We start from the raw sequence: 16,119 nt of genomic DNA, 5'->3' as shown, positions 1-16,119 counted from the left end.
GCCTTACCGCCTGCGCACTTCCACCAGGCAACCCATGGCGTTGGGGCCCTGGGTCAGCGGCGAGGTGCCGATATCCAGCGTCAGCGCATTGGGATTGCCGGACTGTTCAATACCGGCCTCATCGCCATGCCGTCCCGGCGAAAACCAGGAGCCGGTGGCCATGAGGATAACGCCGGGCGCCACCCCGTCATTATGCCTGGCGCCCGCCAGGATCCGGCCGCGCTGGTTATACACCTCCACTATTTCGCCGTCCTGGATGCCGCGGCGGCGGGCATCGTCGGGATGAATATGGAGCGTCTCCTTGCCGGCGGTTTTATTTCCCTGGGCCAGGGGCGCGGGATCAAGCTGGCTATGCAGCCGATCTTTAGGCTGCAGGCTAATCAAATGCAGCGGATAGGTTGCGGCCAGCGCGCTGCCCAGCCATTCCGCCGGCGGCTGCCATTGCGGATGCGGGGCGAAATCGGCATAACCAAAACCGGCGATGGCGGCGCTGAACAGCTCGATGCGCCCGCTCGGCGTTTTCAGCGGATGCGCGAGCGGGTCGCGGCGAAAATCCCCCAGCAGGATAAAATCCTGCGCGGGCGCGGGCACCTTGATATGGCCTTCCCGCCAGAATTGCGCGAACGCCGGCCACGCATGGCCGGCGCGGGCGTGGGATTCGGCGCTTTGGCGGTAGAGATGCTCTATCCAGTCCTGTTCGTCCCGTCCGCCGGTAAATGCCGCGCGATAGCCCAGGCGATCGGCCAGATCGGCGAAGATATCCATATCGTTACGCGCCTGATGCCGCGGCTCCACGGCCTTATGCATCGCCAGCACGTAACTGTCGCGCGAAGACCCGCCGATATCGTTGCGCTCAAGGGAGGTGGTCGCCGGCAGGACGATATCGGCAAGCTTCGCCGCCGGCGTCCACCAGATATCCTGCACCACCACGGTATCGGGTTTGCTCCAGCCCGCCAGCAGGCGGTTAAGCTGCTGATGGTGATGGAAGGGATTGCCGCCCGCCCAGTGGATCATATGGATATCCGGATAGCGCCGGTCCTCGCCCTGAAAGGTGTAATGTCCGCCGGGATTGAGCAGCATATCGGCGATGCGCGCCACGGGAATGGTCAGGCCGGCGGCGGCGTTCGGCCCCAGCGGCAGGGTCGGCGCCTGGGCGTCCAGGCGCGGATTGCCCACGCCGTTCATCGAACCGTGGCCGAAGGCAAAACCGCCCCCCGGCAGGCCAACCTGGCCCAGCATGGCGGACAGGGCAATCACCATCCAATAGGGTTGTTCGCCCCGGTGCGCCCGCTGGACGGCGTAAGAACAGGTCATAAAACTGCGCACGCCGATAAGCTGGCGCGCCAGGCGTGCAATGCGCGCCTCGGGTATGCCGGTAATGGCGCTGGCCCAGGCCGGCGTTTTGCCGATGCCGTCATCCTGCCCGCGCAGATAGCCGGCCAGCTGTTGATATCCGACGCAATAGCGGGCCAGAAAGGCGTCATCCTGCGCGCCGAGGCGCTGGATTTCATAGGCCAGCGCCAGCATCAGCGCCACGTCGGTGTTCGGCCGGATGGGGATCCACTCCGCCTGGAGGAACGCCGGGCAATCATCACGGGTCGGACTGATATTGATAACCGGCGTGCCTTTAGCCGCCAGTTGCTTAAGCCAGGGTTTCAGCGTGTGCTCGGCCGCGCCGCCCGACGAAACCTGGGCATTCTTCAGCGCCAGGCCGCCAAAGGCGATAAACAGCTGGCAGTGCGCAATCACGCTGGGCCACGCGGTGACGCGCCCGGTTAACGGACTGAAGGTGCCGATGACATGCGGCAGGAAAAACTGCGCGGCGCCCCAGCTGTAGTTGCCCGCCTGGTCTACCGCCCCGCCGCCGGCAAAATAAAATCGCCTGACCAGCGAGCGGGCATGATGGACCCGGCCGGCGGAAGACCAGCCGTAGGAGCCGGTAAAAATGCCGGACGCGCCGTAGCGATCGCGCACCCGCCGGTTCTCATCGGCAATCAGGTCCAGCGCCACATCCCAGCTGACATCGACAAAGGCTTCCCGGCCGCGCAGCGCGCCGTCGCTGCGCTCCCTTTTTTGCAGCCAGGAGCGGCGCACCGCCGGCTGGCGGATCCGCTGGTCCGAGTACAGCATCGGCGCGATGGAGTCCAGCAGCGGCGACGGGTCCGGATCGCCGGCGAAGGGCTCGCAGCCGATTAACCTGCCGTCCTCGACCACTGCGGTAAACGCCCCCCAATGGGCCAGATGGGGGAAACGTGAAATAGCCATGCTATTGGTGTCTTGTTCAGGAATTGAAACATAAAACTAACATTAATCGCCCCCCCGCCACAAAGCAGAAAATCAGTCGCGGCGATAATTTTCATTTATCCCGCAGCGATCACCAAAGCTGTGCGCCAACGCCTTGCATCGGCGGGCTTTTTCCGTAAAACTTAATAATGTAAACGATTACCCTATTGAGAGCTTGTAAGCGATATGGCCACCATAAAGGATGTAGCTAAACTGGCGGGTGTATCAGTCGCCACAGTCTCGCGCGTTATCAATAATTCACCGAAGGCCAGCGACAATTCCCGCCAGGCGGTGCTTGGCGCCATGGAAGAGCTGCAATATCATCCCAACGCCAATGCCCGGGCGCTGGCGCAGCAATCCACCGAAACGGTGGGGCTTATCGTCTCGGACGTATCCGATCCGTTTTTCGGCGCCATGGTCAAGGCGGTGGAGCAGGTAGCCTATCGCACCGGTAACTTTCTGCTGATTGGCAACGGCTACCATATCCTGGAGCAGGAACGGCAGGCCATCGAGCAGTTGATCCGCCACCGCTGCGCCGCGCTGGTGGTTCATGCGCAGATGATCCCCGAAGAGGAGCTTAACGCCCTGATGGCGCATATTCCGGGCATGGTGCTGATTAACCGCATTCTGCCGGCCTATGCCAGCCGCTGCGTGGCCCTCGACGACCGTTATGGCGCCTGGCTGGCCACCCGCCACCTGATTCAGCAGGGCCACCGGCGCATTGCGTTTATCTGTTCAAGCCATCCCATTTCCGACAGCACCGATCGATTGCAGGGCTATCTGGATGCGCTGAAGGATCATGATATCGAGGTGGATGAGAAGCTTATCGCCTACGGCGAACCCGACGAGGTGGGCGGCGAGCAGGCCATTACCAGCCTGCTGGGGCGCGGGCGTAATTTTACCGCCATCGCCTGTTACAACGATTCCATGGCCGCCGGCGCGCTGGCGGTCCTCAGCGATAATGGTATCGACGTGCCGGAGCAAATCTCGCTGGTCGGCTTTGACGATGTGCTGATTTCACGTTACCTGCGACCGCGCCTGACCACTATCCGCTATCCGGTGGTGGCGATGGCCACCCAGGCGGCGCAGCTGGCGCTGGCGCTGGCGAACGGGGACCCGCTGCCGGAGGTGACCAATACCTTCAGCCCGACCCTGGTAAGGCGTCACTCGGTCGCGCCGCCGCCTTAAGTGGCGACCGCGGATTTACCGGGCGTCCGCGCGCAGCTGATAGAGATGCACCGGCATATCGGGATATTCGATCCCGTCGCCGATATAGTCCCAGCCGTGGCGTTCATAATAGCCGGTAAAGGTGGCATACAAATACAGGGAACCGAAACCGGCCCGGCGGCTGAAATCCTGCACAAACGCCTGCAGCTGCCGTCCCAGGCCCCGCCCCCGGTATGCTTCATCGACATACAGCGCCGCCAGCCAGGGGGTGAGGTCCTGGCGGCTCAACAGATCGCTGCGCCACAGGCCCACGGTGCCCACCGGGCGGCCGTCGTCAAGGGCGATAAAGGTGATCGGCAGGCCGTCCCGGCGCATGCCATTGTCGACGATGGCGGCATAGAACCCCCGGCCGGCGCCGTGGCCGAAAGCGCGCCATAGCCAGTCGGTCACCTGTTCTTTATGCCGGGCATGGTCCGCCAGCGGGGCAATCACCACCGGCATCAGACCAGTTTTCCCTGGAAAATGGGCACCGATTCAAACAAAAAGCCGTCGAATTCCGGCGCATCGGCATCGGAAATTTCCATCAGGGTGTTTTTGACGCTTTCCATATGCTGCCACATGCACTGGTAGGAGGCCATCACGTCGCGCCGGCGCAGGGCCACCAGAATATTCTGATGATCCGCCAGCCAGCGCAGCCGCAGGGAACGCGTATCTATATGGCTGTAGAGCTGCTGCCACAACGCGCTGGATTCCTGCCGCAGCCAGATGGATTTTACCGTTTCCAGCAGCATCTGGTTTTGCGTGGCGCCGGCAATCAGCTCGTGAAACAGCTTATCGTTGTTCTCGCTGCGCTCGTTGGTAATAATGTCGCGCTGCTCCTGCTCCAGCGTCCGGCGCAGGTTTTCAATGTCCATTTTGGTGGCCATTTTGGCGGCGAACGCGGCGATATTGCTCTCCAGAAGCTGGCGGGCCTGCAGCAGTTCAAACGGCCCCACCTCGCTTTCAAGGTAATGGGTTCCCTCGGTATCCCCGCCCGGAATGCGTATCACATATACGCCGGAACCCTGGCGGATATCCACTACCCCCTCCAGCTCCAGCATCAGGAGGGCCTCGCGGATAATGGTGCGGCTGACGCCGTAGGTTTCCGCAATATTACGCTCCGGGGGCAAACGCGTACCGATCGGGTAATGACCTGACTGGATCTTCTGCCGCAGATCCCGGCCAATTTCCTGATACTGTTTTTTTTCCTGCAACATCACACCTTCTTCCCCTCGCCCGTTAACGCGTAGCCTGAAACACGATATGCCCGCGACAGGACGGCAGGCTTGCTTCCTGCCGTTTGCCGGCGCGCGGGCTAGTGTAACAAACCCAGGGCCTGATCGAGTACTTTCGCGCCGTTTAAAGTGCCATAGGCCACCGAATCGATTACCGCGATGGGGATCTGGTATTCATCGGTCAGCTTTTTGTTTTCCGCCAGTTTAAAGCGCACCTGCGGCCCCAGCAACACGACCAGGATATCGTTGCCGAACGTTTGCAGCTCATCGCGCAGGTTTTGTTCGGGGATGGCGTAAATCTTGTATTCCAGGGAGCGGCTGGCCGCTTCCTTTTCCATTTTGGTCACCACCAGCGAGGTGGACATGCCCGCGGAACAGGCCAGGACGATACGTTTCATAGGTATTCCTCTTATTTATCTTCGTCATCGAGCGTTAACGCCAGGGTACGGGTAGCGCTTAAGCGGGCGAACCAGGCGGCGGATTTTTTCGGCTGCCGGCGCAACTGTTGCTGCAGGTCGATTTCAATCAGACCATAGCGGTTTTTAAACGCGTTCATCGGCGAAACATTATCGGTAAACGCCCAGAGCATATAACCCAGGCAGCGCGCGCCCTCCTCCCGGGCTTTTAACGCCCAGTACAGATGTTCGGCGATAAAGTCGATGCGGTAATCATCCTGGATCACGCCGGCGGGGTCTTTAAAGCGTTCCTCATGTTCAACGCCCATGCCGTTTTCGGCGATAAACCAGGGCATATCCGGATAATCGCGGTTCATCCGCTGCGCCATGTCATAGACAATCCGGGGATGGATTTCCCAGCCGCGCGAGGGATTCATCCGCCGTCCCGGCAGCTCGAACGGCTCATAATAATATGCCGGATGGAACGGGGTATTGTCATTCCACTGGCGGCTGGGGGCCTTGACCCGATGGGGATAATAAAGATTAATCCCCACCTCATGCACCGGATAACGGCGGATAATATCCAGTTCCTGCGCGTCGTACTGCCACTCGACCCCATGGCGGCGCAGCAGTTCCATTAACTCCGGTGGATAGACGCCCAGCAGCAGCGGATCGAGGAATACCCGGTTATAAAACAGATCGTAGAGATGCGCCGCCCGCTGGTCATGGGGAGCGCTGGAACGGGCATAGGTCACCTCCGGATTAAGGATAACCCCGAGCGATCCGCCGCCGCGCCGGTAGCCTTGTTCTTCAAACAACTGTACCAGCCGGGCGGTGGCGAGGATTTTATGATGGTTCCACTGCATCCATTTATGGGTATTCTGTTCATAGGGATAACGCAGGGCATCCAGGTAAACCCGGGTCTGCACCACGATCGGCTCGTTAAAGGAAAACCAGCGCTTCACCTTGCCGGCATAACGCGCGAACACTTTTTCCGCGTAACGGACAAACAGTTCCACCACCCGCTTCGACTGCCAGCCGCCATGGCGTTCCAGCAGGCAGGCAGGCAGCTCGTAATGCTCCAGGCAGATCATCGGCTCAATACCCTGCCTGATCATCTCATCAAGAAAATTATCGATATAGGCCGCATAGTCTTCATCGACAATCACCTGCTCGTGATCCACCAGGAAACGCGACCAGTTGATCGAGGTGCGGTAATGCGTCAGCCCGGCCTGCTTCATCAGCGCCACGTCTTCGGCGTAGCGATGGATAAAATCGGTGGACACCGCCGGGCCATAGCCGTTATGCCAGACGTGGCGGTCCTGCTGGTACCACAGGTCGAGATAAGAATCCTGGCCCGGCTTCTTGCCGCTCCAGCCCTCGGTTTGCCAGGCGGACGCCGCGGCGCCCAGGATAAAATCCGCCGGGATGGCGATGCTAACCTTGCTCATGTCCGTCCTCACGATGACTTAAGGGTTTGCGCGCGGGATGATTCGCTCATTTCCGCCGCCAGCTGCGCCTGGTCCGCGCGGCGCGACGCCACATGGACAAAAGGCAGATAGATCAGGAACGACACCACGATGCAGCACAGCTGCGTAATCACCGCGCCCATCGATCCGGCGGTGGACAGCCAGGCGTTAATCAGCGGCGGCGTGGTCCAGGGCACCATCACCACCGCCTTGTCGGCAAAACCCAGGCTGGTGGCGAAATAGCCGATGGTGCCGGTGACCAGCGGCGTAATAATAAAAGGAATGGCCAGGATCGGATTAAGCATGATCGGCATGCCGAAGATCACCGGTTCATTAATATTAAACACCGAGGGACCAAGGGATAATTTAGCGATTTCTTTCATCTCCTTGCGCTTGGATGTAAACAATACCGCCATTAATAATCCGATGGTCAGGCCGGAACCGCCGATGCTCATATACACATCCCAAAACGGCATGGTAATGATATTGGGAATATCCTTGCCCTGTTCAAACGCGGTCATATTGACGGTAATGGCGCCGAGCAATAAAGGTTCGCGAATCGGCTTAATCATTTGGTTGCCGTGAATGCCGATGACCCAGAACATCTGGGCGACGAACATCAGCACCAGGATGCCCGGCAGGCTTTGCACCACCGATTCCAGCGGCTGCTGTACCACCTTATATACCGCATCGTACAGATACATGCCGGTCACGCGCTGGAAGACGAACCCAAAGGTCGCCAGCAGCAGCACGGTAATAATGGCCGGGATCAGGGCGGTAAAAGACGCGGACACATTGGGCGGCACGGTATCCGGCATCTTAATGCGGAATTTATCCACCTTTTCCAGGCGCGAATAAACCTCCACCGATAAAATCGCCATAAACATGCCGAGGAACAGGCTCTTGGTATCCGAAAACTGCCGCGCCAGCACGTCCTTGACCACCATCATCTGGTCGCCGACCATTAACTGCAGCGTGGTCGGCGTGACGGCGATAAAACAAATTACCGCCAGCAGCCCGGGAAATAAGGTGCGTGACCCATTAAGCCGGCCCAGCTCAATACCGATTAGGAATACCGCGCCGATGGTTAAAAAATTCAGGGTGGCGTAGTTAATACTGCTCATAATAGGCTTGAGCGTCGCCAGCGGCGCGAAGAAACTAAAACTGGCGAGGCCGTTAACCGGATCGAGCACCATATTGGAGATCAACACCGAAAACGCGCCGACAATGATGACCGGCATTAAGGTAATAAATGCCGCCTTGATCGCCATAATATAGCGAAAGCTATTAAATTTAGTGGCAAACGATCCCAGAGAATCGATCATACGATCCTTAAATGACATGACACCACCTCATCATCAGTGAGTTAAGCCTATTGATATGCACGTTTGCCGGTAGCCGGCAGGTTTTATTGTGGGTTTGGCATACCAAAAACTAGCGTAACTGAATTTATTTTCTGTGATCATGCTCTCACAAGCCAACATTGGAATTCCAATATGATGAAATTACCAAATTTGGTATACCAATAGAGGTGGCGAATGGAAGATTTTGAACAAACCGTGATGGAATTGCTGATTAACGCCGGCGAAGCCCGTTCCGAGAGCATGAGCGCCATCCAGTCGGCGCGGGAACGCAACTGGGACGAGGCGCGGGAGAGGATGGAAGCGGCGCGCCAGGCCTCGCGCCGCGCCCACGCCATCCAGACGCGGCTTATCGGGCTGGATGAAGGGACGGGCAAGGTGCCGGTCAATTTAATCATGGTCCACGCGCAGGATCATTTGATGACCGCCATGCTGTGCCAGGATCTGGCGCAGGAATTTATCCTGCTGCGCCGCGAGCTGGCGGACCTCGCCGCGCGCTGATCCGCACGGGCCTTAAGCCGCGCCGGCGGCGAATGGCCGGCGCGGCCTGAAGCCCGCGGCCATGTCGGTGCAGAACGGTGTTTTAATTTTTAACACTCTTTTAGCGGCCAACCGTTGGCTTCGCTGCGGGGGGAGGATATGATGCGAATCACCACTTTCTTTTAACATATAAACTACCATGTCGTTTCATTCTCCTAAAGAAGTCGCAGCAATCGCTGTGCAAACGGGCGCCACCAAAAGCCGCGCGCCGCTCCCCTATTTACTGGTGCTCGGCTGTCTGGCCGGTGCGTATATCGCGATAGGTTTTATGCTGGATATCCATGTGACCGCCAGCCTGCCCGCCGACTGGGGGTCGTTCGGCGTCTTTTTAGGGGCGGCGGTGTTCCCGGTGGGGCTGGTGCTGACGCTTATCGCCGGAGGAGAACTCCTGACCGGCAATATGATGACGCTGCCTATTGCCTGGCTGGCGCGGCAAATCTCTTTTATGTCGCTGATACGCAACTGGTTCTGGATTACCGTCGCCAACTTTGCCGGCAGCATTTTGATTGCGTGGTTTTTCGGCCACGTGCTCGGCCTGACCGAAGGCGCGTTCCTGGCCAAAACCGCGGCCACCGCCCAGGCAAAGATTTCCGCCGATTTCCTGCACGCCTTTATTTCCGGCATCGGCTGCAACTGGCTGGTGAGCCTGGCGGTATGGCTGGCATACAGCGGCAAGGATGTGGCTAGTAAGATCCTGGGTATCTGGTTTCCGATCATGGCGTTTGTCGATCTCGGCTTCCAGCACGTGGTGGCCAATATGTTCGTGATTCCGGCGGCGATTTTTGCCGGGCAGGCGACCTGGGCGCAGTACTGGGGCAACTTCCCCGGCGTGTTCCTGGGCAACGCCGCCGGCGGCGCCATCTTTGTCGCGCTGGTCTATTATATTGCCTATCGCCCCATGGCGTCCGACACCGCGGCCGCGGCGCCGTTGCCGGCGGCCGGGCGCAGCAAAGCCTGAGTTCCCGGGTACCGCCGCGCCGCCGGCGAAGACCCCGCCGTTTTGGGTTACAAGCGTTCCAGCGCCAGCAGCTCATCCAGCGTCTGGCGGCGGCGGATCAGGCGCGGGCGGCCCTGCGTGAACAAGACTTCGGGCAGCAGCGGGCGGGTATTGTAATTGGATGACATTGAGGCGCCGTAGGCGCCGGTATCATGGAACACCAGGTAATCGCCCACCCGGGCGGCGGGCAATGGCCGCGGCTCGATGCCGCCGCCGGCCAACTGGGTAAACACATCCCCCGATTCGCACAGCGGGCCGCCCACCACCGTCGCTATTTCCGCCCGGCCGTCCGGCTCGCCGCCGTCGGCCGGGATCAGCGAAATATGGTGATAGCTGCCGTACATCGCCGGGCGCATCAGATCGTTGAAACCGGCGTCCACCAGCACGAAATGGCGACTGCCCATCTCCTTGACCGCCTGCACCTGCGCCACCAGCGCGCCGGATTCCGCCACCAGGAAACGCCCCGGCTCGATTTCCAGCGTCACCGGATGGCCCAGATGGTCGCTGATTTCACGGCGCGCGGCATCCCACAGGCCAAAGTAATGCCCGGTGTTGATCGCCTCCTCGCCAAACCGGTACGGCACCGACAGCCCGCCGCCGGCGGAAATGGCGTGGACATCCTGGCCGGAGGCGATAACTTCCCGCACCATCGCCGCGCAGACCTGGCGCAAATGGTCATAATCTACGCCAGATCCGATATGCATATGCAGGCCGACGAGCTTTAAGCCGTAGCGCCGGATTTGCGCGATGGCCAGCGGCAGGTCGGCATACCAGATCCCGTGCTTGCTGTTTTCGCCGCCGGTATTGGTTTTCTGGCTATGGCCGTGGCCGAAGCCGGGGTTAATGCGCAGCCATACCGCATGCCCGGGCGAATGCCGCCCCAGTTGTTCCAGCATATCCACCGAACCGGCGTTGACCGGGATGGCGAGCTCCACCACCCGCTGCAGGGTCGGGCGGTCAAAGACATCGGCGGTGAACACCATATCAGCCGGCTGTTGTCCCGGGCGGTAGCCCGCCGCCAGCGCCCGCTCGATTTCACCCAGGGACACGGCATCGACCTTTACCCCCTGCTCGCGCATCAGGCTCAGGATATGGATGTTGGAGCAGGCCTTCTGGGCAAAACGAATCACGTCGAACTGCCGCAGCTGGCGGATGCGCTCGTTAATCACTTCGGCTTCATAGGCCCACACCGGGCCGCCGTATTGCCGGGCCAGTTGCCGCAAATTGACCGCGTTAAGCGCGCTTTGGGTGTGAAAAAGGTTATGTGGCATGGGGTTCCCGTCGGTGTTACCGCTTTGAGCCTATTTTTATCTATTACTGGCTATCGATAAAATATCTATTTTAGCGTCAGCTATTCACCTATGATATGGGTTTAGGGGCCGGGAGCGGTATTATGGCGGCAATTTCGTTGCGACATATCGATATCTTTCACGCGGTGATGACCACCGGCAATCTTACCGAGGCGGCGGCGCTGCTCCATACCTCGCAACCCACGGTCAGCCGGGAGCTGGCGCGCTTCGAGCATTTGCTGCGCATGACGCTGTTCGAGCGGATTAAAGGCCGGCTGAAACCCACCGGCGAAGGGTTGCGCCTATTTGAAGAGGTGCAGCGCTCCTATTACGGGCTGGATCGTATTGTCAGCGCCGCGCAGGCCATTCGCGAGTTCCGCCAGGCGCAGCTGTCGGTGGCCTGCCTGCCGGTGTTTTCCCAATCGCTGCTGCCGCTGGTATGCCGGGATTTTTTCGACCGTCATCCGGCGGTCAGCCTGAGCGTGGTGCCGCAGGAGTCGCCGCTGCTGGAGGAATGGCTCTCCGCCCAGCGCCACGATATCGGCCTGACGGAAAATACCTTTACCCCCGCGGGCACCGGGCGCGAGACCCTGATGACCCTTAACGAGGTGTGCGTGCTGCCCGCCGGCCACCCGTTGACCCGGCGGGAGCGCCTGACCCCGCGGGATTTTCACCGTCTGTCGTATATCAGCCTGTCGGCCACCGACAGCTACCGCCAGCTGCTGGATCGGCTGTTCAGCCAGGAAGGCGTGGAGCGCGGCATGGTGGTGGAGACCCATAGCGCCGCGTCGGTGTGCGCGATGGTACGCGCCGGGGTCGGCATTTCCATTGTCAATCCGCTGACCGCGCTGGATTACGCCGCCGGCGGCGTGGTATTACGCCCCTTCAGTCATCAGGTGCCGTTCACGGTCAGCCTGATCCGGCCGCTGCACCGTCCGGCATCGGCCCTGGTCAGCCATTTTATCGATTACCTGCATACGTTTGCCGCCGCCGTTCCCGCCCGGCTGGACGCCGCGCTGGCACAGTCGTAACCCGGTCCCCGTTCATTCGCCGGGGGGCCGCCGCCGGCCACGTTATGCGGCCACCGGCCGGCCGGGAGAACGAGCGAAGGTCAGCAGGCACACCAGCAGCCCGCACAGCGCCATCGCCGCCGCGGCCAGCGGCACCGCGGTCAGTCCCAGGCCGGTGGCGATCACCTTGCCGCCGGCCCAGGCGCCAAACGCATTGCCGATATTGAACGCGGAGATATTCAGCGTCGATACCAGGTTGGGCGCGTCGTCGCCGTGCGCCACCACGTTAATCTGCAGCGCCGGGATGGTGCTGAAGGTGGCCAGCGCCCAAAAGAACAGGGTGATTTCCGCCGGCAGCAGCGCGCGGCTGGTCCAGTAAAACATCACCGAGAACACCGCGATCAGGGCAAAACTCAGTATCAGGCTGAAGGAGACCCGCCAGTCGGCCAGACGGCCGCCAATCAGGTTGCCCAGCGTTAAACCCGCGCCGATTAAAAACAGCGTCCAGCTGACCCCTCGATCGCTGACCCCGGTCACCTGCAGCAACAGCGGCGCAATATAGCTGAACAAAGTAAACATGGCGGCGGCGAAACACACCGTCATCAGCAGCGACAGCAGCAGGCGGCCATTGCGCAGCGCGGCGAATTCCCGGGCCAGGTCGGCGGGCGCCGCGTCGCGCTGCGGCGGCAGGCTGGCCAGCAGGGCGACAAATCCCACGATGCCCAGGAGCGAGACGCCCCAGAACGTCGCGCGCCAGCCGTACAGCTGCCCAAGCCAGGTGCCGGCGGGCACCCCCAGCACATTGGCAAGGGTCAAACCGGTAAACATCAGCGCCACCGCCGACGCCCGCCGGTGCGGCGGCACCAGCCCGGCGGCCACCACCGCGCCGATGCCAAAAAAGGCGCCGTGGCTCAGCGCCGTGATCACCCTGGCCAGCATCAGCAGACCGTAATCGTAGGACCAGGCGCACAGGGCATTGCCGATAATAAATATCACCATCAGCAGCGCCAGGCAGGTTTTGCGTGGCAGCCGGGCGGTCAGGATCGCCATGATGGGCGCCCCCGCCGCCACGCCGATGGCGTAACCGCTGATAAGCCAGCCGGCGTCCGGCAGCGATACCGCCAGGCTTTCCGCCACTTGCGGCAACAGGCCCATAATGACGAATTCAGTCGTCCCGATGGCGAACGCGCTCAGCGCCAGGGCCAGAAGAGCAACAGGCATAACAGACTCCTATACATCATCCCGCCCGCGGGCCGGAAAGGTTATGTAGCGATAATGAGGACGGTACGGTAGGGAAAAGAGGGGCGCGGCCAAGGGAGCCGCAATGCGATTGCCGGACTAATCGTTATAATATTGTTAAAATAACACGCGCCGCGGCCGGCGCCAATACCGCTGTGTGCTCAGTAGAGCGAGACCCGCTGAAAATCGCCGTCCGCCCGCACGTTCATGCCGAACCCGCAGTCGCCCGAGACGGTCTCCAGGTGCGCCGCATTAGCCGTAAAGGTCATGTTGACCTGACAGGACGACCCGTCCGCCTGCGCGTCCTGGCGATAAACGCCATGGCCGCCGTCAAGTGATTGCACCACCGAAAACTCGCCCATATTCGGGCCGTAGTACATCCCCATCACCGGCATATAAAAGCCGTTAAAGCTGATTTTCCACGCCTCGCCCTCGGGCTGTACCGAAACGGTGCTCCATACCCCTTTACCGGCGTAGCGCCAGTAGGTGCCCATGGGGGTGGCGGCCAGTGCCGGGCGCAGGCGGTCAAGCACCGGCTGGATCAGCGCCAGGTTGGTGCGGGTTTTGTCGTCATCCGGCGCCAGGGAAAGCCACGCCGCGGCCTTTAACGGCTCGCCGGCGTGGATCAGCGCCAGCGCCACGTTGTTATAGGCGGTCGCGATGGCCGCGGCGGGCAAACGGCAAAATTCACTCCAGGCGGCCTGGGCGGTAAACTCATCCGCCGCGCGCGCCATATGACCCTGCTGATAAGCCGTATTGCCCGCCTGGGCATAGTCGTCAAGGCGCGCGCAATCGGTTTTGATCTGCTCGTCTTTTGGCGTCGCATAGCTCAACGCGCTATACAATCCCAGGGCGAACGCCCCGGTTTTCAGTATCCTGTCCATCCCCTGCCCATATCGCTGCCGCCCCGTATCTCCCGCGATAATGAAGCGCCGGCGGCGATAAGTAAAGATGAAGCCGGCAAGGTGAATCCCGCCGGGCGAAAAAAACGGCCGCCGGTCAGCCGTTGCCGTCCAGTAAATCCGCATAGGCGTCGGTTACCAGCATGATTTTACCGATATGGGTGCTCCCTTCCATCAGCGCATGGGCCTCGGCGGCCTGGCGCAACGGAAAAGCCCGTTCGATCAGCGGCCGGATCTTACCCGCCGCCAGCAGCGGCCAAACCTGCTGCTGCAAGTCGGCGGCGATGGCGGCCTTGTCCGCCACCGGACGCGGACGCAGCGTCGAGCCGGTATGGATCAGGCGCTTGGCCAGCATCTTCATCAGATTGAGCTCTTTTGCCGGGCCATCCTGTACGCCGATTTGCACAATGCGCCCGTCCATCGCCGCCGCCGCATAGTTACGCGCCACATAGTCGCCGGCAATCAGATCGACAATCACATCCGCGCCATGCCCGCCGGTTAGTCGTTCCGTCTGTGCGACAAAATCCTCGGTACGGTAGTTAATGGCATGATCGGCGCCCAGCTTGCGCGCCGCCGCGCATTTCTCTTCGGAGCCGACGGTGGTCAGCACCGTGGCGCCAAAGGCCTTCGCCAGCATAATGGCGACGGTGCCGATACCGGAGGTGCCGCCGTGCACCAACAGGATCTCCCCCGCTTTGAGCTTACCGCGCTGGAAAACGTTAACCCAGACGGTGAAAAAGGTCTCCGGCAGCGCCGCGGCCTCCAGGAGCGACAGGCCCTGCGGCACCGGCAGCGCGTTGCTTTCATGCACCACGCAATATTCGGCGTAACCGCCGCCGGCCACCAGGCCGCACACCTCGTCGCCGACGGCAAAACGCCCGGCGCCGTCGCCCAGCGCCGCCACGACCCCCGCGAACTCAAGCCCCGGCAGCTCGGAGGCGCCCGCGGGCGGCGGATAACTGCCTTTACGCTGCAACACGTCGGGACGGTTAACGCCCGCCGCGGCAACCTTGACCAGCAGGTAGCCGGGACCGGGACGGGGTACCGGCAGCTCGGCCGCAATCAGTTGTTCGGGGCCGCCGGGTTGTTTAATCCTGACGGCTTGCATGGTGGCGGGAACGGTGGATAAAGTCATAGCTAGCGTCCTGTAACAAAGTCTTCAATCCCGGGTCGGGATAAAGAATTAACGATCCGATGCAAGATAGCCTAGCCTATTTTGCGCCGCGGCTCAGCTATCCGCCGTGCTATGTTCGCGTAATCGCGTTTCAAGTCGTGCGATTAACTGCCCCAGTTCGCGCATATCGTCGCCGTCCAGCACCGGGCCGGGTTGCCGCACCGCCGCACTGCGGATCACCCCCCGGCGGCGCAGTGTTTCCTTGCGCAGCGCCAGGCCGATGCCGTACTGGAATTCGTGGCGCAGCAGCGGCAGATAGACATCAAATACATCCTCGGCCTGCTCGGCCTTGCCTGCCTGGAACAGCGCGCAGACCCGCACCAGCATTTCCGGATAGGCGAATCCGGTCATCGCCCCGTCCGCGCCGCGCCGCATTTCCTGCGGTAAAAACAGACCGCCGTTGCCGGCCAGGATACTGATGCGCCGCAGGCCGCGCGCCGCGCTTTGTCCCCGTACCTGGCTCAGCTTGCGCAGTCCCGGCAAATCTTCATGTTTCAGCATCACCAACTGCGGCAGCGCCTCAATCAAGCGCAGGATCACCGCCACCGACGTATGCACGCCGGTGGACTGGGGAAAATCCTGCAGGCAGATGGGCACATCGCCCCCCAGCAATCCCGCCACCGTCAAATAATATTGGCTTATTTGATCGTCGGTTTTAAGATTGGCCACCGGCGCCAGCATCACGCCGGCGGCGCCCAGCTCCATGGCGGTATGGCTTAGCCGCTGTACGTGACGGTGGGACGCGTGGCTGACGCCGACCACCACCGGCACCCGCCCATTGACACGCGTCAGCACCCGGCGCATAAACAGCAGCGATTCGTCGTCCGTCAGCTTGGGCGCCTCCCCCATCATGCCGAGAATGGTGATACCGCTGACGCCCTGCTGCAAATAAAAATCGGTCAGGCGATCGGCGCTGTCCAAATCCAGCCCGCCGTCATCGGTAAAGGGGGTGGCTGAAATGATATAGACGCCGCGCGCCTGTTCATTGAGTTTATCGGTCATATCTACCCTACCTTGCT

15 protein-coding genes are annotated in these 16,119 nt (G+C 61.0%); 4 read left to right on the top strand and 11 right to left on the bottom strand.

The window, feature by feature from the left end:
- Positions 1–3: 3 nt before the first annotated feature.
- A complete protein-coding gene (locus ACL2XG_RS20905; protein WP_413721349.1) occupies positions 4–2,265 on the bottom strand; it encodes a molybdopterin-dependent oxidoreductase in 2,262 nt (753 codons plus the stop codon).
- A 204-nt stretch (positions 2,266–2,469) separates the two neighbouring features.
- On the opposite strand from ACL2XG_RS20905, the gene galR reads away from it, so the two are divergent.
- A complete protein-coding gene (gene galR / locus ACL2XG_RS20900; RefSeq protein WP_410013669.1) occupies positions 2,470–3,471 on the top strand; it encodes an HTH-type transcriptional regulator GalR in 1,002 nt (333 codons plus the stop codon).
- Between the two features lie 15 nt (positions 3,472–3,486).
- On the opposite strand, the gene ACL2XG_RS20895 is transcribed toward galR, so the two are convergent.
- The 5 genes from ACL2XG_RS20895 to ACL2XG_RS20875 all read right to left on the bottom strand — a co-directional run bounded on the left by ACL2XG_RS20895 (position 3,487) and on the right by ACL2XG_RS20875 (position 7,931).
- Entirely contained in the window at positions 3,487–3,951 is a 465-nt protein-coding gene (locus tag ACL2XG_RS20895; protein ID WP_413721350.1) for a GNAT family N-acetyltransferase, read from the bottom strand.
- Entirely contained in the window at positions 3,951–4,706 is a 756-nt protein-coding gene (locus tag ACL2XG_RS20890) for a GntR family transcriptional regulator (RefSeq protein ID WP_410013667.1), read from the bottom strand. The genes ACL2XG_RS20895 and ACL2XG_RS20890 overlap by 1 nt, the downstream gene beginning before the upstream one ends.
- Positions 4,707–4,804: 98 nt before the next feature.
- Positions 4,805–5,122, bottom strand: a complete 318-nt coding sequence (locus tag ACL2XG_RS20885; protein WP_413721351.1) for a PTS sugar transporter subunit IIB — start codon at positions 5,120–5,122, stop codon at positions 4,805–4,807.
- Positions 5,123–5,133: 11 nt separating this feature from the next.
- The gene (locus ACL2XG_RS20880; protein WP_413721352.1) at positions 5,134–6,570 is read right to left on the bottom strand and encodes a glycoside hydrolase family 1 protein; all 1,437 of its coding nucleotides are present in this window, start codon (positions 6,568–6,570) and stop codon (positions 5,134–5,136) included.
- Positions 6,571–6,578: 8 nt separating this feature from the next.
- Complete coding sequence (locus ACL2XG_RS20875; protein WP_413721353.1) at positions 6,579–7,931, bottom strand: PTS sugar transporter subunit IIC; 1,353 nt, start codon at positions 7,929–7,931, stop codon at positions 6,579–6,581.
- 195 nt (positions 7,932–8,126) lie between these two features.
- Between ACL2XG_RS20875 and ACL2XG_RS20870 the strand changes: the two genes are divergently transcribed.
- A complete protein-coding gene (locus ACL2XG_RS20870) occupies positions 8,127–8,450 on the top strand; it encodes a PTS lactose/cellobiose transporter subunit IIA (protein WP_413721354.1) in 324 nt (107 codons plus the stop codon).
- A 178-nt stretch (positions 8,451–8,628) separates the two neighbouring features.
- The gene (locus ACL2XG_RS20865) at positions 8,629–9,447 is read left to right on the top strand and encodes a formate/nitrite transporter family protein (RefSeq protein WP_410013662.1); all 819 of its coding nucleotides are present in this window, start codon (positions 8,629–8,631) and stop codon (positions 9,445–9,447) included.
- A 47-nt stretch (positions 9,448–9,494) separates the two neighbouring features.
- Here ACL2XG_RS20865 and lysA read toward each other — a convergent pair whose 3' ends face one another.
- Positions 9,495–10,757: a diaminopimelate decarboxylase gene (gene lysA, locus ACL2XG_RS20860; protein ID WP_413721355.1), complete on the bottom strand. Its 1,263-nt coding sequence runs from the start codon at positions 10,755–10,757 to the stop codon at positions 9,495–9,497.
- Between the two features lie 122 nt (positions 10,758–10,879).
- Here lysA and ACL2XG_RS20855 point away from each other — a divergent pair, with 122 nt between their 5' ends.
- Positions 10,880–11,806, top strand: coding sequence for a LysR family transcriptional regulator (locus ACL2XG_RS20855; RefSeq protein ID WP_413721356.1), 927 nt, complete (start codon positions 10,880–10,882; stop codon positions 11,804–11,806).
- A gap of 42 nt (positions 11,807–11,848) precedes the next feature.
- Here ACL2XG_RS20855 and ACL2XG_RS20850 read toward each other — a convergent pair whose 3' ends face one another.
- The 4 genes from ACL2XG_RS20850 to ACL2XG_RS20835 all read right to left on the bottom strand — a co-directional run bounded on the left by ACL2XG_RS20850 (position 11,849) and on the right by ACL2XG_RS20835 (position 16,102).
- On the bottom strand, positions 11,849–13,006 hold the full coding sequence (locus ACL2XG_RS20850) for an MFS transporter (RefSeq protein WP_413721357.1): 1,158 nt from the start codon (positions 13,004–13,006) through the stop codon (positions 11,849–11,851).
- A 179-nt stretch (positions 13,007–13,185) separates the two neighbouring features.
- Positions 13,186–13,908, bottom strand: coding sequence for a tetratricopeptide repeat protein (locus ACL2XG_RS20845; protein WP_413721358.1), 723 nt, complete (start codon positions 13,906–13,908; stop codon positions 13,186–13,188).
- A gap of 115 nt (positions 13,909–14,023) precedes the next feature.
- Complete coding sequence (locus ACL2XG_RS20840; protein ID WP_413721359.1) at positions 14,024–15,061, bottom strand: NAD(P)H-quinone oxidoreductase; 1,038 nt, start codon at positions 15,059–15,061, stop codon at positions 14,024–14,026.
- A gap of 93 nt (positions 15,062–15,154) precedes the next feature.
- Positions 15,155–16,102, bottom strand: a complete 948-nt coding sequence (locus ACL2XG_RS20835) for a dihydrodipicolinate synthase family protein (protein ID WP_413721360.1) — start codon at positions 16,100–16,102, stop codon at positions 15,155–15,157.
- Positions 16,103–16,119 lie beyond the last annotated feature (17 nt).

It is taken from the genome of Sodalis sp. RH24, from assembly GCF_047324145.1.
In the GTDB taxonomy this organism is placed as follows: Bacteria; Pseudomonadota; Gammaproteobacteria; order Enterobacterales; family Enterobacteriaceae; genus Acerihabitans.
Note: the sequence above shows the minus strand (reverse complement) of the source record. Positions and strands in the feature narration are given on the sequence as shown.

Bases quoted from the DNA above. Each gene is read 5' to 3' on its own strand.
- ACL2XG_RS20905 (WP_413721349.1), bottom strand. From the start codon at position 2,265: ATGGCTATTTCACGTTTCCCCCATCTGGCCCATTGGGGGGCGTTTACC.
- galR (WP_410013669.1), top strand. From the start codon at position 2,470: ATGGCCACCATAAAGGATGTAGCTAAACTGGCGGGTGTATCAGTCGCC.
- ACL2XG_RS20895 (WP_413721350.1), bottom strand. From the start codon at position 3,951: ATGCCGGTGGTGATTGCCCCGCTGGCGGACCATGCCCGGCATAAAGAA.
- ACL2XG_RS20890 (WP_410013667.1), bottom strand. From the start codon at position 4,706: ATGTTGCAGGAAAAAAAACAGTATCAGGAAATTGGCCGGGATCTGCGG.
- ACL2XG_RS20885 (WP_413721351.1), bottom strand. From the start codon at position 5,122: ATGAAACGTATCGTCCTGGCCTGTTCCGCGGGCATGTCCACCTCGCTG.
- ACL2XG_RS20880 (WP_413721352.1), bottom strand. From the start codon at position 6,570: ATGAGCAAGGTTAGCATCGCCATCCCGGCGGATTTTATCCTGGGCGCC.
- ACL2XG_RS20875 (WP_413721353.1), bottom strand. From the start codon at position 7,931: ATGTCATTTAAGGATCGTATGATCGATTCTCTGGGATCGTTTGCCACT.
- ACL2XG_RS20870 (WP_413721354.1), top strand. From the start codon at position 8,127: ATGGAAGATTTTGAACAAACCGTGATGGAATTGCTGATTAACGCCGGC.
- ACL2XG_RS20865 (WP_410013662.1), top strand. From the start codon at position 8,629: ATGTCGTTTCATTCTCCTAAAGAAGTCGCAGCAATCGCTGTGCAAACG.
- lysA (WP_413721355.1), bottom strand. From the start codon at position 10,757: ATGCCACATAACCTTTTTCACACCCAAAGCGCGCTTAACGCGGTCAAT.
- ACL2XG_RS20855 (WP_413721356.1), top strand. From the start codon at position 10,880: ATGGCGGCAATTTCGTTGCGACATATCGATATCTTTCACGCGGTGATG.
- ACL2XG_RS20850 (WP_413721357.1), bottom strand. From the start codon at position 13,006: ATGCCTGTTGCTCTTCTGGCCCTGGCGCTGAGCGCGTTCGCCATCGGG.
- ACL2XG_RS20845 (WP_413721358.1), bottom strand. From the start codon at position 13,908: ATGGACAGGATACTGAAAACCGGGGCGTTCGCCCTGGGATTGTATAGC.
- ACL2XG_RS20840 (WP_413721359.1), bottom strand. From the start codon at position 15,061: ATGACTTTATCCACCGTTCCCGCCACCATGCAAGCCGTCAGGATTAAA.
- ACL2XG_RS20835 (WP_413721360.1), bottom strand. From the start codon at position 16,102: ATGACCGATAAACTCAATGAACAGGCGCGCGGCGTCTATATCATTTCA.